The organism is Pseudomonas sp. AU11447 (assembly GCF_001672555.2).
In the GTDB taxonomy this organism is placed as follows: domain Bacteria; phylum Pseudomonadota; class Gammaproteobacteria; order Pseudomonadales; family Pseudomonadaceae; genus Pseudomonas; species Pseudomonas nitroreducens.
In genome coordinates this window covers 569,255-591,684 of sequence record NZ_LZDG02000089.1, presented here as the reverse complement: position 1 = coordinate 591,684, position 22,430 = coordinate 569,255, and the positions used below count along the sequence as shown (strand labels likewise).

19 protein-coding genes are annotated in these 22,430 nt (G+C 65.9%); 7 read left to right on the top strand and 12 right to left on the bottom strand.

What is annotated here, in order from left to right:
- Window positions 1–218: 218 nt before the first annotated feature.
- The 4 genes from A6723_RS30565 to A6723_RS30550 form a co-directional block, all read right to left on the bottom strand.
- Window positions 219–2,462 carry a hybrid sensor histidine kinase/response regulator gene (locus tag A6723_RS30565; protein ID WP_054907632.1) on the bottom strand — a complete coding sequence of 748 codons (2,244 nt, stop codon included), beginning with the start codon at window positions 2,460–2,462 and terminating at the stop codon, window positions 219–221.
- Window positions 2,459–3,220 (bottom strand): ABC transporter substrate-binding protein, encoded by a 762-nt coding sequence (locus A6723_RS30560; protein ID WP_054907642.1) that lies wholly within the window; start codon window positions 3,218–3,220, stop codon window positions 2,459–2,461. The genes A6723_RS30565 and A6723_RS30560 overlap by 4 nt, the downstream gene beginning before the upstream one ends.
- 103 nt (window positions 3,221–3,323) lie before the next feature.
- A complete protein-coding gene (locus tag A6723_RS30555; protein WP_139093107.1) occupies window positions 3,324–4,070 on the bottom strand; it encodes a response regulator in 747 nt (248 codons plus the stop codon).
- 110 nt (window positions 4,071–4,180) lie between these two features.
- Entirely contained in the window at window positions 4,181–4,828 is a 648-nt protein-coding gene (locus A6723_RS30550) for a TetR family transcriptional regulator C-terminal domain-containing protein (protein ID WP_037013083.1), read from the bottom strand.
- Between the two features lie 157 nt (window positions 4,829–4,985).
- Between A6723_RS30550 and A6723_RS30545 the strand changes: the two genes are divergently transcribed.
- From A6723_RS30545 to A6723_RS30530, 4 genes are all read left to right on the top strand, one after another.
- Complete coding sequence (locus tag A6723_RS30545; RefSeq protein ID WP_054907630.1) at window positions 4,986–6,089, top strand: polyamine ABC transporter substrate-binding protein; 1,104 nt, start codon at window positions 4,986–4,988, stop codon at window positions 6,087–6,089.
- 225 nt (window positions 6,090–6,314) lie between these two features.
- On the top strand, window positions 6,315–7,733 hold the full coding sequence (locus A6723_RS30540) for an aminotransferase (protein WP_054907629.1): 1,419 nt from the start codon (window positions 6,315–6,317) through the stop codon (window positions 7,731–7,733).
- 53 nt (window positions 7,734–7,786) lie between these two features.
- On the top strand, window positions 7,787–8,656 hold the full coding sequence (locus A6723_RS30535) for a helix-turn-helix transcriptional regulator (RefSeq protein ID WP_054907641.1): 870 nt from the start codon (window positions 7,787–7,789) through the stop codon (window positions 8,654–8,656).
- Window positions 8,657–8,886: 230 nt separating this feature from the next.
- A complete protein-coding gene (locus A6723_RS30530; protein ID WP_054907628.1) occupies window positions 8,887–9,897 on the top strand; it encodes an alpha/beta fold hydrolase in 1,011 nt (336 codons plus the stop codon).
- A gap of 434 nt (window positions 9,898–10,331) precedes the next feature.
- Here A6723_RS30530 and choV read toward each other — a convergent pair whose 3' ends face one another.
- The 4 genes from choV to A6723_RS30510 form a co-directional block, all read right to left on the bottom strand.
- Window positions 10,332–11,510 (bottom strand): choline ABC transporter ATP-binding protein, encoded by a 1,179-nt coding sequence (gene choV, locus A6723_RS30525; protein WP_054907627.1) that lies wholly within the window; start codon window positions 11,508–11,510, stop codon window positions 10,332–10,334.
- 5 nt (window positions 11,511–11,515) lie between these two features.
- Window positions 11,516–12,355: a choline ABC transporter permease subunit gene (gene choW, locus A6723_RS30520; protein WP_038803445.1), complete on the bottom strand. Its 840-nt coding sequence runs from the start codon at window positions 12,353–12,355 to the stop codon at window positions 11,516–11,518.
- Window positions 12,356–12,397: 42 nt separating this feature from the next.
- Window positions 12,398–13,336 carry a choline ABC transporter substrate-binding protein gene (locus A6723_RS30515; protein ID WP_054907626.1) on the bottom strand — a complete coding sequence of 313 codons (939 nt, stop codon included), beginning with the start codon at window positions 13,334–13,336 and terminating at the stop codon, window positions 12,398–12,400.
- Window positions 13,337–13,574: 238 nt separating this feature from the next.
- Complete coding sequence (locus A6723_RS30510; protein WP_054907625.1) at window positions 13,575–14,513, bottom strand: choline ABC transporter substrate-binding protein; 939 nt, start codon at window positions 14,511–14,513, stop codon at window positions 13,575–13,577.
- A 348-nt stretch (window positions 14,514–14,861) separates the two neighbouring features.
- On the opposite strand from A6723_RS30510, the gene A6723_RS30505 reads away from it, so the two are divergent.
- The 3 genes from A6723_RS30505 to A6723_RS30495 all read left to right on the top strand — a co-directional run bounded on the left by A6723_RS30505 (window position 14,862) and on the right by A6723_RS30495 (window position 19,353).
- Window positions 14,862–16,238 (top strand): L-serine ammonia-lyase, encoded by a 1,377-nt coding sequence (locus tag A6723_RS30505; protein ID WP_054907624.1) that lies wholly within the window; start codon window positions 14,862–14,864, stop codon window positions 16,236–16,238.
- Between the two features lie 385 nt (window positions 16,239–16,623).
- A complete protein-coding gene (locus A6723_RS30500; protein WP_024766695.1) occupies window positions 16,624–17,730 on the top strand; it encodes a GlxA family transcriptional regulator in 1,107 nt (368 codons plus the stop codon).
- A gap of 159 nt (window positions 17,731–17,889) precedes the next feature.
- Complete coding sequence (locus tag A6723_RS30495; protein ID WP_054907623.1) at window positions 17,890–19,353, top strand: hypothetical protein; 1,464 nt, start codon at window positions 17,890–17,892, stop codon at window positions 19,351–19,353.
- A 24-nt stretch (window positions 19,354–19,377) separates the two neighbouring features.
- Here the strand turns inward: A6723_RS30495 and A6723_RS30490 are convergent, their stop codons facing one another.
- The 4 genes from A6723_RS30490 to A6723_RS30475 form a co-directional block, all read right to left on the bottom strand.
- A complete protein-coding gene (locus A6723_RS30490; protein WP_024766693.1) occupies window positions 19,378–19,629 on the bottom strand; it encodes a hypothetical protein in 252 nt (83 codons plus the stop codon).
- Between the two features lie 265 nt (window positions 19,630–19,894).
- Window positions 19,895–20,824: an alpha/beta hydrolase gene (locus A6723_RS30485; RefSeq protein ID WP_175405599.1), complete on the bottom strand. Its 930-nt coding sequence runs from the start codon at window positions 20,822–20,824 to the stop codon at window positions 19,895–19,897.
- 7 nt (window positions 20,825–20,831) lie between these two features.
- Complete coding sequence (locus tag A6723_RS30480; RefSeq protein WP_054907622.1) at window positions 20,832–21,305, bottom strand: thioesterase family protein; 474 nt, start codon at window positions 21,303–21,305, stop codon at window positions 20,832–20,834.
- Between the two features lie 100 nt (window positions 21,306–21,405).
- Window positions 21,406–22,371, bottom strand: a complete 966-nt coding sequence (locus A6723_RS30475; protein WP_054907621.1) for an L-carnitine dehydrogenase — start codon at window positions 22,369–22,371, stop codon at window positions 21,406–21,408.
- Between the last annotated feature and the right edge of the window lie 59 nt (window positions 22,372–22,430).

Here is a 22,430-nt window from a genome sequence, read left to right as displayed (position 1 = left end):
CTGGTAACGTTGTCCCTGAGTCAGCTGCCGGTAATGCGTAGTCATCTGCGCTTGAATCCTTCGGTGTGAGAGCCTGGATTCTACCGGTGGCTGGCTCTCTGCCTCTCGTTTCAAGCGTTGCGCTTATTCTATGAATTCAGGCGGGGTTGGGCGGGTTCGCGAGCAAGCTCGCTCCTACAGGTCAGGCGCCCCACGATGGCATCGGTGCCATGCCGAACTTACGTCTGAGCGCTCTTCAGACATTCAGCGGCAAGCGCCCTCTCCCGCTCCAGCCGCTCCAGCCAATCACCGAGCAAAGCCCCCGCCAACGCCGCCTCCTCCAGCTCGCCCAGGCAATCGCCCAGCCCACGCAACCCCATGGACCGGCAGCTCCCGGCCAGCCGATGCGCCAAGCTCGCAGCCTCCACGGCATCATCCTGGCGCAGCGCATCCAGCAGCAGCGGCCATTGCTCATCGAGCAACTTCCACAGGCTGGCCAGCAGCTCGTTCAGCTTGTGCTCGCCCAGCAACCGGCGGTGGGTATCGAGTACCTGGCGATCCAGCGGGCCGTTATCCACAGCCTCCGGCAACAGCTCCCAGGCCACGCCGGACAGCGCACGGCGCAGGTCGTCCAGGCGCAGCGGCTTGCCCAGCACACCCTGCATGCCCGCCTCGAAATAGCGCCGGACCATGCCCGGCTGCACGCTGGCGGTGAAGGCGTGGATCGGTGTGCTGACGTTGAACCCGCCCGGTTGAGCACGGACCGCCCGGCACAGGTCGAGGCCGTTCATGCCCGGCAGGTGCATGTCCAGCAGGATCAGATCGAAGTGCCGCGCGGCGGTGAGCGCCAGCGCCGGCGCCGCGTCCTCGGCGAGTTGCACGCGGTGACCGTCGCGCTCCAGCAGGGCCTGGGCGACCTCGCGGTTGAGGGCGACGTCCTCCACCACCAGCACGTCCAGCGCTGGCGCCTGTTCGACGGCCACGCTGGAGCGCGGGACCACGCCCGGCGCCAGCACGATCTCGAACCAGAAGGTGCTGCCCTCGCCTTCCAGGCTTTCCACGCCGATCTCGCCGCCCATGGCTTCCACCAGCCGCTTGCTGATCGCCAGCCCTAGCCCGGTGCCACCGTAGCGCCGCGCTACCTCGTCGCTGGCCTGGGTGAAGCGCTGGAAGATCTTTTCCTGCTGCTCGGCGGAGATGCCGATACCGTCGTCGGTCACCGTGAAGCGCAGCCGCTGGCCGGCGTCGCCGCCCTCGAGCAGTGCAACCTCCAGCAGTACCTCGCCCTCCTCGGTGAACTTCACTGCGTTGGCGAGCAGGTTGCTCAGCACCTGGCGCAGGAACTGCTCGGCGCCCCGGCAACCGTCCTGTACCTGGGGTGCAATACGCAGGCGCAGGCAGGTGCCGTTGTCCTCGGCGCGTGGCTCCAGCAGGGTCACCACGTCGTCCAGCAGGCGGCGCAGGGAGAAATCCACCGGTTCCGGCTGGCTGGCGCCGTCCTCCAGCTTGGCGAAGTGCAGCACCTCGTTGAGGATCGCCAGCAGTCCTTCGCCTGCTGTGGATAACGCTTGAAGCCGGCGACGGTCCTGCTCGCCCAGGGGCGCGGCGCGCAGCAGTTCGGCCATGCCGAGGATGCCGTTGAGCGGCGTGCGGATCTCGTGGCTCATGGTGGCAAGGAAGCGGCTCTTGGCGCGGTTGGCGGCCTCGGCCTCCTCCTTGGCGCGGCGCAGGCTGGCGGTGCGCCGCTCGACCCGCCGCTGCAATTCGTCACGCTTGCTCTGCAGCGCTTCGCGATCCGCCTCGCGGCGCCGCAACTCGGCACGCAGGGCCCGGCGCAAGCCATCGAGGGCATCGGCTACGGTGTCGATTTCGTCCTCTTCGCCTGAGCGTTTTTTATCCAGCGCCAGCTCGGTGCCCAGGTCGCCGCCCGTCAGGCCGCGGACGAAATCGGCCATGGCACGCAGGTGCCGGGTGACCAGGCTGTGGAACAGCCAGCTCAGCGCCACCGCCAGGCCACAGAGGAACACACCCATCCACAGCAGGCTGGCGAGACCGCCATGGAGCAGGCGCAGGTAGACGGCGCCCAGGTCGATGCTGACTTCCAGCTCGCCCAGGTCGCGGCGCTCGCCGTCCGGCGGCTGGAAGGCCAGGGCGTAGCGCTCGGTACGGAACGGCCCGCGTGTGTCGTCGGCGTCCTGCACCAGGTTGAAGTCGGCGCTGCGCAGGCGTACCTGGGCGATGTCAGGGAAGTCGGCCAGGCCGTGCAACTGCACGTTGAGCTGCTCCTGGTTGAGGTCCCACAGGCTGCGCTCGAAGCTGGCGAGGTAGCCGACGCGGATAAGCTCCAGGCGGGTATCGATGTCGCGCATCTCGCGGCGGTACTCGAAGTACAGCTGCACGGCGCTGGCCAGCACGGTAAAGCACAGGCTGAACAGCAGCACCCGCAGCAGCAGGCGCCGGGCCAGGCCGCCGGGCAGCTTCAACGCGGCACCCCGTCGCCAGCGAGCATGGCGCGGTAACCGCGCTCGCTCTCGTCCAGCCAGCGGGCGATGCTGCCGTCGTCCACGCGCCGCTTCAGCACGGCGTCGATCTCGTCCATCCGCGCGGCCAACGGCGAATGGCGGGAGACAGCGATGCGCAGGTAGTCCACGGTCAGCGGTTTCGACAGCGCGGCGATGTCCTCCCCGCCAGCGAGCTGCTCGACGAACAACGTCCCGGTGCGGCGCTCGTGGGCGATAAAGTCGATGCGCTGGCGAATCAGCTTGCCGAAGTTCTGCCGGCTGTCGGAGACCCATTCGACGTTGCCGTGCTCGGCGACAAAACGGTCGAACTCAGGCCCGTAGCTCTCGCCGAAGAGCAGCCCGCCGCGGTAATTCGCCAGGTCGCCCAACTGGTCGAAACGCACCGGCTTGCGGCGGTTGTAGAAGATCGCCACTTCCTCGCGCAGCACCGGCACGCGGGAGAACAGCAGGCCGTCGTCGCGCTGCGGGGTCTGGTAGGCGAGCACTACGTCGACGCGGCCTTCGGCGGCGTCCAGCAGGCAGCGCTTCCAGTTGCCCAGCACCACGGTCTTCACCTCGTAGCCCAGTTCGCCGAGGATGCTGCGCACGGTCTGCGGGGCCAGGCCGCGTACTTCGTGGCCGTCGCTCCAGGAGATGGGCGGGTAGACGGGGTAGTCGCAGTAACGGATGGGCTGGGCGGCTTGGGTTGCCGTGCAGAAGAGCAAAGCCAGGAAATACAGGAGGAATTGGAGCGGGGGTTTCCCTCTCCCCAGCCCTGGCTGCGCGCCCCGCTCCGAAGGGAGAGGGAGCCGTACGGTACGCGCTCGAAACACGGAGTAAGGCTCAGGTGTCGGCAGGCGTGGCGGTGAACAGGTAGCCGGCGCCGTGGATGGTGATGATCAGCTCCGGCTCGGCCGGGTCGTCGCGCAGCTTGCGGCGCAGGCGGCCAACCAGCACGTCGATGGAGCGGTCGTTGGGCAACCATTCACGGTTGCGGATCTGGTCCATCAGCTGGTCGCGGCTGAGGGTATGGCCGGTGTTGCGCAGGAACACGCCGAGCAGCTGGAACTCGCCGTGGGTCAGCGGGGTTTCGCTGCCATCGCGGTCGATCAGGCGCCGGCGGTCGGGGTCCAGTGTCCACTGGGCGAAGCGCTTGTGGTGCTGGCGGGCGCCCGGAACACAGATGGCGTTGGGTTGGCGGGCGTGGCGCACGCGGCGGATCAGGTTCTTCGCGCGGGACACCAGCTCGCGCGGGTTGAGCGGCTTGATCACGTAGTCATCGGCGCCGCACTCCAGGCCGACGATGCGATCGATGTCATCGTTGCGGCCGGTGATCAGGATGATGCCGACCTCCGAGCGCACGCGCAGCTCGCGGGTCAGGGTCAGGCCGTCCTTGCCGGGCAAGCGGATGTCGAGCATCACCAGGTCGATGGGCTGCCCGCCCTGTTCGGCTTCGGCCAGGCTCGCCTCGGCCTGTTCGGCGGTGCCGGCACAGAGCACGTCATAGCCCTCCTCGCCCAGGTAGGCCTGGAGGAGCTCGCGAACCACCGGATCGTCGTCGACGATCAGTACACGGGAAGTCATCGCAATACCCTGCTGACGCCACCGCTCGTGGCGGGGCAATTCTTGTTATGCGTGGAGGTAGAGCTGTAGGAGCGGTCCTGCAGATGGCCGCAGGTTACCGCTCGCTGAACAATCGATCAACAGGCCGCCGGCGACCGGCTGAAACGCTGCCGGCCGCCATGCTGGAGGCCGTCTACCCAGGCCTCGCAGATCTGCACGCCCTGTTCCGGGGTGAAGGTATTGGGGTTCAGCCCGGATTCCAGCCACAAGCCATCGAGCAAGGCGCTGAGGGCAATGGCGGCGAGGTCGGCGTCGAAATCGGACCATGCCTGTTCCTGCGCCAGATCCTTCAGCGCCTGCGCCAGCAAGGTGCGGTACTCACCGTAGGAATGGTCATGCGCCTGGTTGATCGCTTCGGCGGTCTTCACCGCACCCCAGAATGCGAGCCACGCATCCAGCAGTTGCGGGTCGAGCAGTTCGGCACAGAACGACGCACGGAAGAACGCCGACAGCCGCGCGCGCGCATCCGGTGCTGCCTCGGCGATGGCTTCGCGCAGCAGCTGCATGACTCGCCCGGTGACGGTCAGGTAGGCCTCGGCCACCAGTTCGTCCTTGCCCGAGTAGTGGTGGTTGATCAGCCCAACCGAGACGCCGGCTTCGGCGCAGATCTTGCGAATGGAAGCTCCCTGGAAGCCATGGCGCTTCAGGCACGCGAGGGTCGCCTCGATCAGCAGCGCCTTGCGCTGCTCCGGCTCCAGTCGGGTAAAGCGGACTTCCTCGTTCATGCCTGGCTCCTAAAGTGTCAGGTGGCCAATCTGAACGATTGTTCGATTAGGCGCCAGTACCTACCCGTTCGGGGAATGGTCCGGGCACCGCCCCTGGTCGAGAGTGGCTTCATCCGCGATATCTCCAATCCATAACAAAATCAAAGGTGGGACTGACATGCAGAAAACGCTCGCAGCAGTACTCAGCGCGGCGCTGGCGACCTTGCCGGCACTGGGTCACGGGGAGGATGCCGCCGGCGCGAAGACGCTGCGGCTGTACAACTGGACCGACTACATCGGCGAGCACACCGTTGCCGACTTCGAGAAGGAAACCGGGATCAAGGTGGTCTACGACACCTTCGATTCCTACGAGACCGTGCAGGGCAAGTTGCTGCCCGGCCGCTCGGGCTACGACCTGGTGGTGCTCAATGCCGCCCTGGTGCCGCCGCTGCTCAAGGCCGGCGTCTTCCAGCCGCTGGACAAGTCCAAGCTGCCCAGCTGGAACAACCTCGACCCGGACGTGCTCAAGCACCTGGACCACTACGATCCGGGCGTGAAGTACTCGGCGCCCTACACCTGGGGCAGCAACGGCATCACCTACAACATCGACAAGATCAAGCAGCGCATGCCCGATGCGCCCATCGGCTCGCTGGCGATGCTGTTCGATCCGAAGATCGTGTCGAAATTCGCCGATTGCGGGGTGACCATCATCGATTCCCCCACCGATGTGATCCCGCTGGCCCTGGCCTACCTCAAGCGCGACCCCAACAGCGCGCTGCCCGAGGACCTGAAGGCCGCCCAGGACCTGCTGCAATCGATCCGCCCGTATATCCGCAAGTTCGACTCCACCAGCTACCTCAACGGCCTGGCCAACGGCGACCAGTGCATGGCGATGACCTGGTCCGGCGACTACGCCACCGCCCAGGCCCGCGCCGACGAAGCCGGCGCCAAGGTCAAGCTGGGCTACTTCGTGCCCAAGGAAGGCTCGCTGATCTGGTTCGACGATTTCTACATCCCGGCCGACGCGCCGCACGTGGAAAACGCCCACAAGTTCATCGAGTACATGCTGCAGCCCAAGGTCGCTGCCGGTGTCGCCGACTACATCCGCTACGCCTCCAGCAACGCCGCCGCTACCCCGCTGCTGGCCGCCGAAGTGCGCAACGACCCGGCGATCTACCCCGACGCCGAGACCCGCGCCCGTCTGTTCACCCAGAAAGTGCAGAACCCCAAGGCCACCCGCCTGATCACCCGTACCTGGAACGCGGTGAAGACCGGGACCTGATAGCGCAAGACCACAGCCCCCTCTCCCCAGCCCTCTCCCTGAAGGGAGAGGGGGCAGCCCGCAGCCACGTTCAAGGAAGTCGTCTTCCTGTGATGTCGCTGACTGCGTGCCCGCAATGACCGTCGTAGTCACCGAGTACTCCGAACGGTCCCCTCTCCCTTCAGGGGGAGGGTCAGGGAGAGGGCAAGGACTCGCACGACGAACCGTAATTTCGAGGTACAGACAATGACCACCACCACCCCAGCCTTCTTCGCCCAGTTCAACGACGAGCAGCTGGTCGCCGCCGACAAAGCCCACTACATGCACGGCTACCACGTGTTCGACGATCACCGGGTCAACGGTGCGCTGAACATCGCCGCCGGCGAGGGCGCCTACATCTACGACACCAAGGGCAATCGCTACCTGGATGCCGTAGGCGGCATGTGGTGCACCAACATCGGCCTGGGCCGCGCGGAAATGGCCGACGCCATCGCCGAGCAGGTGCGCCAGCTGGCCTACTCCAATCCCTTCTGCGACATGGCCAACGTCACCGCCATCCAGCTCTGCGAAAAACTCGCGCAGCTCGCCCCGGGCGACCTGGACCACGTGTTCCTCACCACCGGCGGCTCCACCGCCGTGGACACCGCCTACCGGCTGATCCAGTACTACCAGAACTGCCGCGGCAAGCATGAGAAGAAGCACATCATCAGCCGGGTCAACGCCTACCACGGCTCGACCTTCCTCACCATGTCGCTGGGCGGCAAGGTCGCCGACCACCCGGCCGAGTTCGACTTCCTCAAGGACGTCATCCACCACATTTCCTGCCCCAACCCCTACCGCGCGCCGGAAGGGATGACCGAGGGCGATTTCCTCGAATTCCTGGTGAAGGAATTCGAAGACAAGATTCTCGAACTGGGCGAAGACAAGGTCGCCGCCTTCTTCGCCGAGCCGATCATGGGCTCGGGCGGCGTGATCATCCCGCCCAAGGGCTACCACCAGCGCATGTGGCAGGTGTGCCAGAAGTACGACGTGCTCTACGTCGCCGACGAAGTGGTGACCTCCTTCGGCCGCCTCGGCGCCTTCTTCGCCTCCGAGGACGTGTTCGGCATGCAGCCGGACATCATCACCACCGCCAAGGGCCTGACCTCCGGCTACCTGCCGCTGGGCGCGTGCATCTTCTCCGACCGCATCTGGAAGGTGATCGGCGAAGCCGACAAGGGCCGTTGCTTCGCCCACGGCTTCACCTACAGCGGGCACCCGGTGAGCTGCGTCTCGGCGCTGAAGAACATCGAGATCATCGAGCGTGAGAATCTGCTGGAGCACGTGAAGGATGTCGGCGGCTACCTGGAGCAGCGTCTGCAGGAACTGGCCGACCTGCCGCTGGTGGGCAGCGTACGCTGCCAGAAGCTGATGGCCTGCGTCGAGTTCGTCGCCGACAAGCGCAGCAAGGCGCTCTTCCCCGAGGAGCTGAACATCGGCGAGAAGATCCACCTGCGCGCCCAGGCCAAGGGGTTGCTGGTGCGACCGATCGTGCACCTGAACGTGATGTCGCCGCCGCTGACCATCACCCGCGCGCAGGTCGACGAGATCGTCGACACCCTGCGCGAGTCGATCCTGGAGGCCGCCGCTGACCTCCAGCGCAGCGGTGATTACGCGGGGCACTGATGATCGATCCTAGGATTTTGCCTACACCCCGGCAGCCCTTTATGCTGCCGGGCATGAGCGAATCTCAGGCACTGAGCGAAACGTCCGACGCACTGGCCCTGCATGCCTGGCATGCGGGGCTGGCGCGCGTCATGGCCAGTGTCGGCGAGGTCGTCTTCGTCGAACGCCTGGCAGACGCCCTGGGCTGCCTGGTACCACTGGAATCGGTGATGCTCGGCCTGGAACAGCGCGGCCAGCCGCCGCAACCGCTGTACCAGCGCGGCATCGACCCGGAGCACCACGAGGCGCTGATCGACCGCTACTACGCCCGTGGCTACCTGCTCGACCCCTTCTGCCTGGCCATGGAAGACGGCCTCACCGAAGGCTTCTACCCACTGGCCGATATCGCCCCGGACGATTTCTTCGCCAGCGAGTACTACAAGACCTACTACCTCAAGTTCGGCTGCACCGAGGACTGCCACTTCATCATCGACCTGGGCGAGGCGCGCAAGGTCTCGCTGTGCCTGTACCAGGGCAGGAGCGGCGCGCGCTTCAGCGAAACCCAGCTGGACCTGCTGGCCACCGTGCTGCCGCTGGTGCGCGAACTGATCCGCCAGTTCGAGCGCAACGGCGGGCTGGACCTGCTGCTGGCCGGGCGCGGTGTGAGTGTCAACGACCCGGACGAGCAGGCGCCGCTGAACCGGCATATCCGCGCCGCCTTCATGAACTTCGGCGCCGACCGGCTGACCGAGCGCGAACGGGAAATCGCCCACCTGCTACTGCGCGGCCACTCGGTGAAATCCAGCGCGCGGGTGCTGGATATCTCGCCCGAGACGGTGCGCATGCACCGCAAGCACCTCTATACCAAGCTGGAGATCAACTCCCAGGCAGAACTGTTCTCGCTGTTCATCGACTGGCTGACTGGCGGCGCCACCGCGGCCTGACGCCTGCTTTGTAGGATGGGTGGAGCGTAGCGATACCCATGCAGCTTGCGTCCGCAATCGATGGGTATCGCTACGCTCCACCCATCCTACGATTCCGGCTTGTCGACGGTGCCTCCCCCCTCGCTCCTACAATCTCGATACCGTTGCATGCGGCAACGTGCCCGGAAATCTGCCAACCTATGGCGGTTTCCGCTGTCTGACCCGTGCCCCACCACCAGGAGAGCTTCCCGATGCCCCGCCGCTGGCTTCCCGCCTTGCTGTTGGCCGCCGCCCTGCCGCTGCACGCCGCCGAATCCAAACCCACCTATGGCCCGGAACTGGAGCGTTTCAACTACGCCTACCCGGTCGGCCACTACAGCTTCGCGTCCCAGGGCCACCACATGCACATGGCCTATATCGACGTGAAGCCGAAGAAACAGCCCAACGGCCGCACCGTGGTGCTGCTGCACGGCAAGAATTTCTGCGCCGGTACCTGGGAAACCACCATCGCCGCGCTGAGCGACGCTGGCTACCGCGTGGTGGCGCCGGACCAGATCGGCTTCTGCAAATCCACCAAGCCCGAGCGCTACCAGTACAGCTTCCAGCAGCTGGCGACCAACACCCATGCGCTGCTGGACCACCTGAAGATCGGCAAGATCACCCTGCTGGGCCACTCCACCGGCGGCATGCTCGCCGCCCGCTACGCGCTGATGTACCCGCAGCAGGTGGAGCAGCTGGCCATGGTCAACCCCATCGGCCTGGAAGACTGGAAAGCCCTGGGCGTCCCCTACCGCACCCCGGACCAGTGGTACGAGCGCGAGCTGAAGACCAGCGCCGACAGCATCCGCCAGTACGAGCAGGCCACCTACTACGCCGGCCAGTGGAAGCCGGAGTACGACAAGTGGGTGAACATGCTCGCCGGCCTGTTCAACGGCGCCGGCCATGAGCGCGTGGCGTGGAACTCGGCGCTGCTCTACGACATGATCTTCACCCAGCCGGTGGTCTACGAATTCGGCCAGCTGAAGATGCCGACCCTGCTGCTGATCGGCACCAAGGACAACACCGCCATCGGCAAGGACATCGCTCCGGCCGAGCTCAAGCCGAAGCTGGGCAACTACGCCGAACTGGGCAAGGCGACCGCCAAGGCGATCCCCAACGCCACCCTGGTGGAGTTCGACGACATGGGCCACGCGCCGCAGATCCAGGACCCGAAGCGCTTCCACGAGGCACTGCTCAAGGGGTTGGCTGAGCTGAAGCACTGACGTGGCAAGCCTGTAGGAGCGGACTCCGTCCGCGATCGGTTCCGCTTCGCGCCGGATACCATCGCGGACGGAGTCCGCTCCTACGCTTCTTGCGACATCGGTGCGGGCTATCCCCTCACCCCAACCCTCTCCCGAAGGGAGAGGGAGCCGTTCGGAGTACTGGATCGGAAACGAAGGTAGCCGGAAAGCTCCAAGCCTCCCGAACGCAGAGGACAGTCCCCTCTCCCCTTGGGAGAGGGCTAGGGTGAGGGCCAGCCGAGGCACCGGAGTTTCCCTGTAGGAGCGAGCTTGCTCGCGAACCGCCTCAGCACCGAGCGTCCGGGGAACCCGTTCGCGAGCAAGCTCGCTCCTACAAGAAATACCATCGCCCCCAGCTCAAACAAAAACGCCGGCCCCCCTCACAAGGAGCCGACGTTTTCATGTAGCCGAAAGAATCAGCCCAGGTTCTTGCCCAGCAGCGCGTGGTACAGCTCGCTGTCGCCGAGCACGCCGACCACGCGGCTCTGCTCCTGCAGCACCAGCTTGTGGCCGGTCTGGTAGCGAATCTGCAGCGCGTCGCGCATGCGGATATTGACGTCCACCAGGGTCGGCTCGTGCTTGAGCTTCTCCACCGGGTCGCCCGGGCGCCATTGCTGCAGGTCGATGATGTTGCTGCCCTGGCGCGCGGTCTTGATCTGGTTGGTCTCGGTCAGGCCCAGCCAGCAATCGCGGCCCTGGTCGAAGCACACCTCGTCGGCCTGGCGGCGGCACTGGTCCAGGCCACGCATCAGGCTGGAGCCACAGAGCACGTTGAGCGGGTTGGTATGGGCAACGAAGGTGCGCACATAGTCGTCCGCCGGGCTGAGCACGATTTCCTCGGGCTTGCCGTGCTGGATGATGCGGCCGTCCTTCATGATCGCGATGCGCGTACCGATCTTCAGCGCCTCGTCCAGGTCATGGCTGACGAAGACGATGGTCTTGTGCAGCTGCCGTTGCAGCACCAGCAGTTCGTCCTGCAATTGCTGGCGAATCAGCGGGTCCAGCGCGGAGAAGGGTTCGTCCATCAGCAGGATGTCGCCATCCATGGCCAGCGCACGGGCCAGGCCGACGCGCTGCTGCATGCCGCCGGAGAGCGAGTCCGGGCGCTTGTCGCGCCATTGCGAGAGGCCGACCAGCTCCAGCTTCTCGTCGATCACCTTCTTCCGCTCGCTGGCCGGGCGGCCCTGCATCTCCAGGCCGAAGCCGATGTTCTCGGCCACGGTCAGCCAGGGCATCAGCGCGAACTTCTGGAACACCATGGCGATGCGCTTGGTGCGCATGGTCTTGAGCGTCGCCGGCGAGCAGTTGGCGATATCCACCTGCTGGCCCTCGTGCTCGATCAGCAGCTTGCCGCGGCTGACCCGGTTGAGGCCGTTGATGCAGCGCAGCAGGCTGGACTTGCCCGAGCCCGAGAGCCCCATCATCACGCAGATCTCGCCGCGATTGACGTCCAGGCAGGCATCCTCCACGCCCAGTACCTGGCCGGTGCGCTTGAGGATTTCCTCGCGGCCCAGGCCCTTGTCCAGCAGCTTGAGCGCCTCCTTGGTGTGGGTGCCGAAAATCACATCCACATGTTCGAATCGAATCGCCGACATAGTGCTTACCTCCCCCGCAGCGAACGTTGCTTGCACACCCGGTCGAGCAGGATGGCGAGCAGGACGATGGCCAGACCGGCCTCGAAGCCGAGGGAAATGTCCGCGGTGTTGAGCGCGTTGACCACCGGCTTGCCGAGGCCATCAGCACCCACCAGCGCGGCGATAACCACCATCGACAGCGACAACATGATGCATTGGGTGATCCCCGCGCCGATGCTCGGCATGGCGTGCGGCAGCTCGATGCGCGTCAGCAGTTGCCAGCGCGAGCAGCCGAAGGCCTTGCCGGCGTCCATCAGTTCCGCCGGCACGTCCTGGATGCCCAGGCAGGTCAGGCGGATGGGCGCGGCAATGGCGAAGATCACCGTGGAGATCAGGCCCGGAACCACACCCAGGCCGAACAGGGTCAGGGTGGGGATCAGGTAGACGAAGGTGGGTACCGTCTGCATCAGGTCCAGCAGTGGCCTGAGCCCGGTGTAGAACCAGGGCTTGTGCGCCGCCAGGATGCCCAGCGGCACCCCGATGGCGATACACACCACCGTGGCGAAGATCACCTGCGCCAGGGTCTCCATGGTCTCCTGCCAGTACCCCAGGTTGAGGATCAGCAGCAGCGAGGCCAGGGCGAATACGGCAAGGCCCCAGCTGCGCTGGATGTAGAACACCAGGAAGACCATCAGCGCGATCAGCGCCAGCGGGTTGAACCAGAGCAGGCTGTTGGTGACGCCGTGGATGAGGAACTCGAGGGTGTCGGAAATCTTGTCGAACACCGACGCGCCATGTTGCGTGAGCCAGTCGACGAAGGCGGCGATATGCTCGCCCAGCGGTAGCTTGTGGTCAGTCAGAAACATAATGCGGGCCCATCAGAAGCTTGAGGAATCGGCCAACGGCAATTACTTCGCGAATGCCACCTTGGCTGCCGCCAAGGCCGGTTTGCCGTCACGGGTAGTCACGCCGGCGAGCCAGGCGTCGAGCAGTTCCGGATGGTCCTTCAACCAGGCTTTGGCCGCCTCTTCGGGCTTCTTGCCCCCGTTGAGCACGGCGTCCATGAGCTTGTTCTCCATGTCCAGGGTGAAGGTCAGGTTGGTCAGCAGCTTGCCGACGTTCGGACATTCCTGGGCGTAGCCCTTGCGCACGTTGGTGTAGATGGTCGCGCCGCCATAGTTGGGGCCGAACACGTCATCGCCACCTTCGAGGTACTTCATCTTGAAGCGGGTGTTCATCGGATGCGGTTCCCAGCCCAGGAACACGATCCACTGGTTGCGCCGGTCCGCGCGCCCGACCTGCGAGAGCATGCCGGCTTCGCTGGACTCCACCAGCTTGAACTTGCCCAGGCCGAACTGGTTCTTGTCGAGCATGCCCTGGACCAGGCGGTTGCCGTCGTTGCCCGGCTCGATGCCGTAGATCTTGTTGTCGAGCTTGTCGGCGAACTTGGCGATGTCGGCGAAGGACTTCAGGCCGCCGTCATAGGCCGCCTGGGTGACGGCCAGGGTGTACTTGGCGCCCTCGAGGTTGGCTTTCACCGTCTCCACCGAACCGTTGTCGGCGTAGGGCTTGATGTCGTTGGCCATGCTCGGCATCCAGTTGCCGAGGAAGACGTCCAGGTCCTTGTTCGCCAGCGACTTGTAGGTCACCGGCACGGAAAGCATGGTCACCTTGGTCTTGTAGCCAAGGGATTCCAGCACCTGTCGGGTAGTAGCGGTGGTCACGGTGATGTCGGTCCAGCCGACGTCGGAGAAACGTACCGTGCCGCACGAGTCAGGTTCAGCGGCCTGAACCGCCAGCGGCGCGCAAATGGACACAGCCAGCAGCAAAGACTTGAAACCATTCATGAGCGTACTCCTCTGCGGGGTGGGGCGCCGGCGCTGCCCACGGTGGGGCGCGGCGGTCTGAATTATGGTTGGGGCCTGGGGTGGGCCCTTTTGTTGTCATTTCGTAAACGATCATGGAGCAGGAAAATTTCGTCGCATACCGGGTGGGTCGCATCCAGTGCAGGCGAAGTCGTATTCAGCACCAGCCATGTCGCATCCAGTGGAAAGGCCCGGTTCCAGCGACTTCCAGAGGCCCGGATCAATCCATGGCGGCGGTTTTCTGGCCCCCTGGCGCCGCGCCCGATGAGCCGGGAGCGACACCCTGCAACCAGCCATCGAGCACCTGCGGGTTGGCTTTCAACCAACTCTTGGCGGCCTGGCGGGGATTGCGTCGCTCGTTGAGCACCGCATCCATCAACTGGTTCTCCATCGCCAGGTCGAATTTCAGGTTCTTCAGCAGCCGCGCGACATTGGGGCACTCCTGAAGATAGCCTGCTCTGACGTTGGTGAAGACCGTCGCACCGCCATAGTTGGGACCGAAGTAGGAATCCCCTCCCTCCAGATAGTTCATTTGGATTCGGGTATTCATCGGGTGCGGTTCCCAGCCCAGGAACACGATGGGCTGCTTCAAGGCCCCGGCTCGCTTGACGTAGGCCAGCATGTCGGCCTCGCTGGATTCCACCAGTTTGAAGTCGCCCAGGCCGAAGGCCTTTTCCTTGATCATCTTCTGGATCAGCTGGTTGCCATCGTTGCCCGGCTCGATGCCGTAGATGCGCCCGCCCAGCTGCTCCCTGAATTTTGCGATATCGGCAAAAGTCTTCAGCCCGGCCTCGTACGCGTAACGCGGCACCGCCAGGGTGTACTTGGCGCCCTCGAGGTTGGCGCCCACGGTTTCCACCTGGCCCTTGTCGGCAAACGGCTTGATGTCGTTCGCCATGCTTGGCATCCAGTTGCCGAGGAACACGTCGATCTTCTTCTCCGACATCGCCTTGTAGGTGTCCGGCACCGACAGCCGCACTACTTGCGTGCGGTAGCCCTGGTGGCTGAGCACCAGGCGGGTCACCGCGGTGGTCACGGTGATGTCGGTCCAGCCGACATCGGCGAAGCGCACCACGGCGCAGGATTCGGGTTCGGCGGCGCGAGCAGCGCCCGGTAGTACCACGGATAACGCCAACAGCGACGACACAAGACTCTTCATGAGGCCAGCCTCTGACTGCGGAGAATGGGGGTGGATACGGGCGAACGCTGCCGTTCGTCGGTGGCGGATCATGGAACAGCGCAACCGCCCGCGCCTATCGACCGGTCGTGGTTCGCGCGGCTCATGTCGTAATGGGACAAGCTTTCGTCGGCGCCGGAACACGCGCTCCCGAGCCCTGCACCGACGGGGTGCGCAAGCGGCGTTAATGGATACGGCCGCGTCGCCGATGGACGCAGCCGGTACGGGACTTGGGTCGATCATGGCCGGGCATCGCGGGCACAGGGACGTGCCTCCTCATCCCTTCAAGAGATGCTCCTTCAAGGATGCGCAGCTCGCCCGGAGTCCGGCATGGCAATCAGTGTGTTCGACCTGTTCAAGATCGGTATCGGCCCTTCCAGTTCGCACACGGTCGGCCCCATGCGCGCCGCCGCGCTGTTCGTCGGCGCCCTGCGCGAGCGGCAGATGCTCGAACGCACCAGCCGCGTGGAAGTTCGCCTGTACGGCTCGCTGTCCGCTACGGGCGTCGGCCACGGCACTGATCGCGCGGTGATCATGGGACTGATGGGCGAATGGCCGGACCGCATCGACCCGCGCCAGATCGAACCGCGCATGGCCGAGCTTCGAAAGAGCGGCGGATTGTTGCTGGCCGGCGAAAGAACGATCCCCTTCGACTGGATTCGCGACATGCGCCTGCTCGAAGAGAACCTGCCCTACCACCCCAACGCCATGCGCCTGACCGCCATCGAAGGCGACCACGTGCTGCACAGCGACACCTACTACTCCATCGGCGGCGGTTTTGTGGTCGACGAGGAACAGGCCGCCTCCGGCAGCCTCGACACCGACAGCACCGTGCTGCCCTACGACTTCGCCAGCGCCGCCGAACTGCTCATGCTCTGTGGCCGCCACAACCTGCGCGTGTCCGAGTTGATGATGGCCAACGAGCGCATGTGGCGCAGCGAAACCGACATCCGCGAAGGCCTCAAGGTCATCTGGCAGGCCATGCGCGACTGCGTGAACAACGGCCTGAGCCAGGAAGGCATCCTCCCCGGCGGCCTCAACGTGCAGCGCCGCGCCGCGCGCCTGCACCGCAGCCTGCAGGACATCGGCAAGCCCAACGTCATCGGCTCGACGCTCTCGGCCATGGAATGGGTCAACCTCTTCGCCCTTGCGGTGAACGAGGAAAACGCCGCCGGCGGGCGCATGGTCACCGCGCCCACCAACGGCGCGGCCGGCATCATCCCCGCGGTGCTGCACTACTACATGCGCTTCAACCCGGACGCCAGCGACGACGACGTCACCCGCTACTTCCTGGCCGCCGCCGCCGTCGGCATCCTGTGCAAGAAGAACGCCTCCATCTCCGGCGCCGAAGTCGGCTGCCAGGGCGAAGTCGGCTCCGCCTGTGCCATGGCCGCCGCGGGCCTCGCCGAAGTGCTCGGCGCCTCTCCCGAACAGGTGGAGAACGCCGCCGAGATCGGCCTGGAACACAACCTGGGCCTGACCTGCGACCCGGTCGGCGGCCTCGTCCAGGTGCCCTGCATCGAACGCAACGCCATCGCCGCGGTGAAGGCCATCAACGCCGCGCAGATGGCCCTGCGTGGCGACGGCCAGCACTTCATCAGCCTCGACCAGGTGATCCGCACCATGCGCAACACCGGCGCCGACATGCACGACAAGTACAAGGAAACCTCGCGCGGCGGATTGGCCGTCAGCATCATCGAGTGCTGACCCCGAATCGACCACGCCCGGTCCGGCGCGCCCCCTGATGGCGCAAGCGGAACGCCCGTCCCGACAAGCAAAGGGCGTTACCGTTCCGGGCACAGCACCGCCGGTCGCGTGACCGGTGAGTGCTACCAAAAACCCCAGCCCAAGATCCATGCGTATTTGCGACCTTCGAGGCGTCGCAATCCGGGCCTGCAAAAGCGGCATTCCCATGCCGTTTTCTTTTTTAATTGAACAGCCATTCAACCTAGGCACGGCATTTGCCTTGCTATTGGTAGAAGCGAGCAATCAGAGGAACAGCCGGGGCCAACCCACGGCGCAGTTCCCAACAGAAGAACAAGCATAAGAAACGCCTCCCGTGAGGCGACTGTGACTAGCGTGAGGTGACTGAATGAACGCGTTCAACCCCGGAGTTCCGCCGCAAAACCGAGCTCCGCAGTCCATCGGCTTCCTGCTGCTGGACAACTTCACCCTAATCTCCCTGGCCTCGGCGGTGGAACCGCTGCGCATGGCCAACCAGCTGTCCGGACGCGAACTCTACCGCTGGCACACCCTGAGCCTCGACGGCCGCCAGGTCTGGGCCAGCGATGGCCTGCAGATCACCCCTGACGCGGCCTGCGACAGCGCCCCGCAGATGGACACGCTGATCGTGGTCGGCGGCGTCGGCATCCAGCGCAGCGTCACCCGCGAACACACCACCTTCCTCCAGGCCCAGGCGCGCCTGGGGCGCAAGCTCGGCGCCGTGTGCACCGGCAGCTGGGCCCTGGCCCGCGCCGGCCTGCTCGACGGCTACGACTGCTCGGTGCACTGGGAATGCCTGGCCGCCATGCAGGAAGCCTTCCCCCGCGTGGCCATGAGCACCCGCCTGTTCTCCATCGACCGCAACCGCTTCACCTCCTCCGGCGGCACCGCGCCGATGGACATGATGCTGCACCTGATCGGCCGCGAGCACGGCCGCGAGCTGTCGGCGGCGATCTCCGAGATGTTCATCTACGAGCGCATCCGCAACGAGCAGGACCACCAGCGCGTGCCGCTCAAGCACATGCTCGGCACCAACCAGCCCAAGCTGCAGGAAATCGTCGCGCTGATGGAAGCCAACCTCGAGGAGCCCATCGACCTCGACGAACTCGCCGTCTACGTCAACGTCTCGCGCCGCCAGCTCGAGCGCCTGTTCCAGAAGTACCTGCACTGCTCGCCGTCGCGCTACTACCTGAAGCTGCGTCTGATCCGCGCTCGCCAGCTGCTCAAGCAGACGTCGATGTCGATCATCGAAGTCGCCTCGGTCTGCGGCTTCGTCTCCACACCGCACTTCTCCAAGTGCTACCGCGAATACTTCGGCATCCCGCCGCGCGACGAGCGCCAGGGCCAGCCGATCGGCCAACCGGTCATGGTCATGCCGATCCCGCAGGACCTCGCCCTCATGCCCAACTCCTCGGCCATCTCGGCGCTCAGCCAGGCCCAGGGCGAATCCACCTTCGCCAGCGTGCGGGTGCTCTGAGTCCAGGGAGCCGGGAAACGAAAAGGGAGGCCAATGGCCTCCCTTTTTCATTCCTGTGACGCATTGGTCCCCATCATTCAGATTCGTCTGAATCTCATACCGCGCTGAATCTCGCAGTCTCCGAAGGGTTCGCCAGCATCCTTCGGAACCTCGGGACACATGGACACCGCCCTCGAATACCTGGCCCAGCGAACGCGGGAGCTCTATCGCAAGGCCATCGAACAGGACCACGCGAGCCTGACCGGCATTCAGCTGCTGCGCCAACTCGAACGCCTGCGCCCGGAAATCTTCGACGTCAGCCGCCACCTCACCGACCTTTTCGGCGAGCACACCGGCGCGCTCGAACAGGCCAGGGCCGACAAGGCGGAAAAGCTCATCCTCGCCCTGCACCGCCGGCTGCTCGGTGGCTACTGGCACCTGCTGCGCACCCGCCGCGCCGAGCGCAAGACCGCCGCGCTGCTGATGCAACGCATGGTCCGCAGCCTGCAGGAAATCCACTTCAACTGCCTGCAAAACCACCACCCCGCCCCGCCAGGGCTGTGGAGCCTGCTGCACCAGGTGTACGGGCGCGCCCTGCGAATCGAAGTCCAGCACCTGCCCATCGACGACGGCGAAGCGTTCGAGCCGCGCAGCCAGACCGTCGCCGCTGGCTATCTGCACTGCCTGCTCGTGGTTGGCTCCCGGCCGCTGGAGATTCCAATGCAATACCTGCCGGCACTGATCGAATCGACCCAGGTCTTCTCCTCCATCGTGCACATCCGGCCGGAGCAGCCCGGCAGCCACTGGCGGCTCGAACGCGAGGTCGACCGCCCCTTCCGCGACCCCGACGCTGCCAGCCATGAGCACGGCCTCGCACTGGAGCTCGACGAACTGCTGGACATGCTCAAGCGCTTCACCGCCGTGAGTGCGGGCGACGCAGCCTTTGACCTGAATGCCCACCTGCTCGCCTGCTGGAACCAGGCCAGTGCCGGTGCCGAGCCCTGGCACGTGTGCCGGGGCTTGCCGGCGCTGCTCGCGCACCTGGGCGTCGCTGACGACACCCGCCTCGATGCGCATCACTTCCAGCGCCAGCAGCAGGTGAGCGATGTCTGGTCCCAGCAAACCGGCGGCCGTGGCGGACTGGACGACGTGGTCGCGCACCCGCACGACATCGAATTCAGCCGCCCGGTGCTCAAGGCCAGCCTTCCACCTGTCTGGCCGCTGACGCAGCCGCGTAGCAGCGACCGGCACTTCACTGGCCACTGGGAGGGCTCGCCACCGCCCGCCGTCGGCGAGTTGCTTGGCATCCGTCAGTCTGCCAGCAGCTCCTGGCACCTGGCACAGGTGGAAAGCCTCCGCCTGCTCGGCGGCGAACGCTACGAGTTGCGCGGCGCCTGGCTGTCCTCGCAGCCACGCCCCTGCCGCCTCAGCCTGCGCAGCAAACTGCAGGAAAGCGCGCCACGCCACGGCCTGCTGTTGCCTGAAGGGAATGGCTTGCGCGTGCTGTGCCCGACACTGCCGCTGGATGCCGGGCGCAAGGTCACGGTGGAAGACCAGGGCCGACGCTACCTGGCCCTGCTGGGCGATCCGATTGGCGACACCTTCCCGCTGTCACCGCTGGAAGTGGCCGCCGACCAGCCCTGAAGGCAGGGCCGGCGCCAGCGGCGATCACAACGCCTTGGGTACCAGCGCCGGCAGCAGCTGGCGAGAGATGGCCTCGCGCACGGCCGGCAGCAGGGTGGCGTTGCCGGCGAGCATTTCCTCCACCAGGCGGCGCAGTGCCAGCGAGCGTTCCGGCGTCAGGCCGCGCACGGCGTATTCGCAGGCCTGCTCCGCGGTGACGTCCGGCGGCACGGCGAAGCCCAGCGCTTGCAGGCGTTCGCGGAAATCGTCCTGGTCGATCAGGTCGGCGTGCATCATCGCGGGTCTCCTTGGGAGCGGCAGGGTCTGCCTCGATTCTGGTAAGCCCGGCGGGGCGCGGCAAGCACCTGTCCGACGGAATGTCCGCGGCGGGCAAGCACAGGTCGTTTTCGGCTAACCGGGGCGGCGGCGCGGCGCGCAGACTGGCTGCATACCCCGCTGGCCGGCACCGGCATTGCTGGCGGGGCCTCGCACACTGAGAGCCTGTTTCGGCTCGATTTGTCCCCTGCCGCGCGTCGGGCGCCGCAGGGGATTTTTTTTGCGCTCAGCGCAGGTGGCGGCGCAAGGCCCCCAGCAAGGCGGTGCGCAGCTGCACCACTTCCGCAACGTCGTGGGCGCGCAGGCAACCGTGTACCAGCCCCGCCCCGGCGAAGTACTCCACTTCCACGCCATCGGCCCGCAGGCGATCACGGTAGAGCGCGCCGTCGTCGCGCAGCGGGTCGAACTCGGCGACGGCGATGAAGGCCGGCGGCAGGCCGCGCAGGTCTTCGGCCAGCAACGGCAGTGCAAGGGGATCGCGGCGGTCGGAAGGCCGCGACAGGTAGGCGTTCAAACAGTTATCCACATCCTCGCTGGTCAGCAGGGGCGCGTCGGCGCATTGCATGCGCGAGGGCGTCGGCTGGTCGCCGAGTGCGGGGTAGATCAGCGCCTGGGCACCCGGCAACGGCTCACCCGCGTCGCGCAGGGCGAGGCAGAGGGCGGCGCTCAGGTTGCCGCCGGCACTGTCGCCGGCAACCACCAGGCGCGAGCTGTCCACCGGCTCGCCCAGCCTGCCGGAGCGCAGGCGACGCCAGACCGCCAGGCAATCCTGGAGAGCGGCAGGATAGGGATGCTCCGGTGCCAGTCGGTAGCTGACGGCAACCACCAGCGCCTGTAGCTGTGCGGCCAATTCCGCACAGATGACGTCATGGCTGCCGGCATTGCCGAGCGTCCAGCCGCCACCGTGCAGATAGAGCACCGTGGGCCAGCCGCTTGGCGGCGGCAGCGAAGCGGGCCGGTACAGGCGGATTTCCGGCAAGCCCTCCAACAGCACCTCGCTGATGCACAGCCCCGGCGGGCGCGGCGGGCAGAAGGCTTCTGCCATGCGCTCATAGCCTTCGCGCTGGGCGACGAGCGAGGGCTCATCGACGGCCATCGACTGCGTGCGCACGATGAACGCCTGCATGGCAGCGGACAGCGGATAGCGCCGCGTCACGGAGCACTCATCCCGGCAGGCCGATGACGCGGCCGACGTAGTCCGGACGCGGCAGCGGGCGGTGCGCTTCGGCCAGCGCCAGCACGCGCTCCAGCACCACGCCTTCGAAGGGCGCCGAGCGTGCGCCGCCGTCGAGGTTCACGTGCAGCAGCATCTGTTCACTGGCAGCCAGGGCGAGGTCTTCGCCCGCACGGTGCAGGCTGTGGAAAACGTGCAGGCGCTTGCGGTCGTGGGCGATCAGCTGGGTGCGCACTTCGACCTGCTCGCCCTCCTTCACCTCGTGCAGATAGTTGAGGTGCACTTCGAGGGTGAACAGGGAATCGTTGGTAGCGGCGCGATGCTCCGCGTCGAGGCCCAGGTGGTCCATCAGAGCATCGGTGGCGTAGCTGAACAGCAGCAGGTAGAAGGCGTCGCGCAGGTGGCCGTTGTAGTCGGTCCACTCGGCGAGGATGGGGGTTTCCCAGGTTTTCAGGGCGTGCATTTTCGGCTCTCTATTTAGGTCCCCTCTCCCCATCCCTCTAACTAGGCGTCCCCCCCTGAAGAGAGAGGAAGCCGTTCCGAGTGGGCGGTGATCAGAGAGGTTAGTCGGCAAAGGCGAAGCCGTGTTTGGACTTGGTTTCCTTGATGGCGCCGAGCACCGCCAGCAGGCAGTCATCCCGGTAGCGTTCCAGTTCGGCGATGCTGCGGCTGCCTTGCTGCTCAGCGGTGCCTTCCACCACGCGATCGATCAGGGTGTCGGTCAGCTCCGGAGCGGGCAGGTAGGTCCAGGGCAGTTGCAGCGCCGGGCCGAACTGGGCCATGAAGTGGCGCATCCCGGCGTTGCCGCCAGCCAGGGTGTAGGTGAGGAAGGTGCCCATGAACGACCAGCGCAGGCCGGCGCCAAAGCGGATGGCGTCGTCGATCTCGCCGGTGCTGGCCACGCCATCGTTGACCAGGTGCAGCGCCTCGCGCCAGAGGGCTTCGAGCAGGCGGTCGGCGATGAAGCCGGGGACTTCCTTGCGCACATGCAGCGGTCGCATGCCGAGGGATTCGTAGACCTTGATCGCGGCCTGCACGGCCTCGGGTGCGGTCTTCGCACCGCCCACCACTTCCACCAGCGGCAGCAGGTACACCGGGTTGAACGGGTGGCCGACCACGCAGCGTTCGGGGTGCGTGGCGTCGGCGTAGAACTCGCTGGGCAGCAGGCCCGAGGTGCTGGAGCCGATCAGGGCGTTGGGCTTGGCGGCAGCGCTGATCTTGGCGTGCAGCTCGCATTTCAGGTCGAGGCGTTCGGGGGCGCTTTCCTGGATGAAGTCGGCGTCGCGCACGCATTCCTCGATGGTGGCGACAAAGCGCAGGCGGTCCTGCGAGGCGCCGGGGGCGAGGCCGGCCTTTTCCAGCGCCGGCCAGGCATTGGCGATGCGCGCACGCAGGGCGGCTTCGGCGCCGGGGGCCGGGTCCCACGCGATGACGTCGAGGCCGTGGGCCAGGGCGCGGGCGACCCAGCCGCTGCCGATGACGCCGCTGCCGAGGGCGGCGAAGGTTTTGATGTCGGTGATGAAGGGCATGGTAGCTCCAGCAGGAATGAGGGATTACCTGTAGGAGCGAGCTTGCTCGCGAACAAAGT

Coding starts and splice junctions, on each gene's coding strand:
- A6723_RS30550 (WP_037013083.1), bottom strand. CDS start 4,828: ATGAACGAGGAAGTCCGCTTTACCCGACTGGAGCCGGAGCAGCGCAAG.
- A6723_RS30545 (WP_054907630.1), top strand. CDS start 4,986: ATGCAGAAAACGCTCGCAGCAGTACTCAGCGCGGCGCTGGCGACCTTG.
- A6723_RS30540 (WP_054907629.1), top strand. CDS start 6,315: ATGACCACCACCACCCCAGCCTTCTTCGCCCAGTTCAACGACGAGCAG.
- A6723_RS30535 (WP_054907641.1), top strand. CDS start 7,787: ATGAGCGAATCTCAGGCACTGAGCGAAACGTCCGACGCACTGGCCCTG.
- A6723_RS30530 (WP_054907628.1), top strand. CDS start 8,887: ATGCCCCGCCGCTGGCTTCCCGCCTTGCTGTTGGCCGCCGCCCTGCCG.
- choV (WP_054907627.1), bottom strand. CDS start 11,510: ATGTCGGCGATTCGATTCGAACATGTGGATGTGATTTTCGGCACCCAC.
- choW (WP_038803445.1), bottom strand. CDS start 12,355: ATGTTTCTGACTGACCACAAGCTACCGCTGGGCGAGCATATCGCCGCC.
- A6723_RS30515 (WP_054907626.1), bottom strand. CDS start 13,336: ATGAATGGTTTCAAGTCTTTGCTGCTGGCTGTGTCCATTTGCGCGCCG.
- A6723_RS30510 (WP_054907625.1), bottom strand. CDS start 14,513: ATGAAGAGTCTTGTGTCGTCGCTGTTGGCGTTATCCGTGGTACTACCG.
- A6723_RS30505 (WP_054907624.1), top strand. CDS start 14,862: ATGGCAATCAGTGTGTTCGACCTGTTCAAGATCGGTATCGGCCCTTCC.
- A6723_RS30500 (WP_024766695.1), top strand. CDS start 16,624: ATGAACGCGTTCAACCCCGGAGTTCCGCCGCAAAACCGAGCTCCGCAG.
- A6723_RS30495 (WP_054907623.1), top strand. CDS start 17,890: ATGGACACCGCCCTCGAATACCTGGCCCAGCGAACGCGGGAGCTCTAT.
- A6723_RS30490 (WP_024766693.1), bottom strand. CDS start 19,629: ATGATGCACGCCGACCTGATCGACCAGGACGATTTCCGCGAACGCCTG.
- A6723_RS30480 (WP_054907622.1), bottom strand. CDS start 21,305: ATGCACGCCCTGAAAACCTGGGAAACCCCCATCCTCGCCGAGTGGACC.
- A6723_RS30475 (WP_054907621.1), bottom strand. CDS start 22,371: ATGCCCTTCATCACCGACATCAAAACCTTCGCCGCCCTCGGCAGCGGC.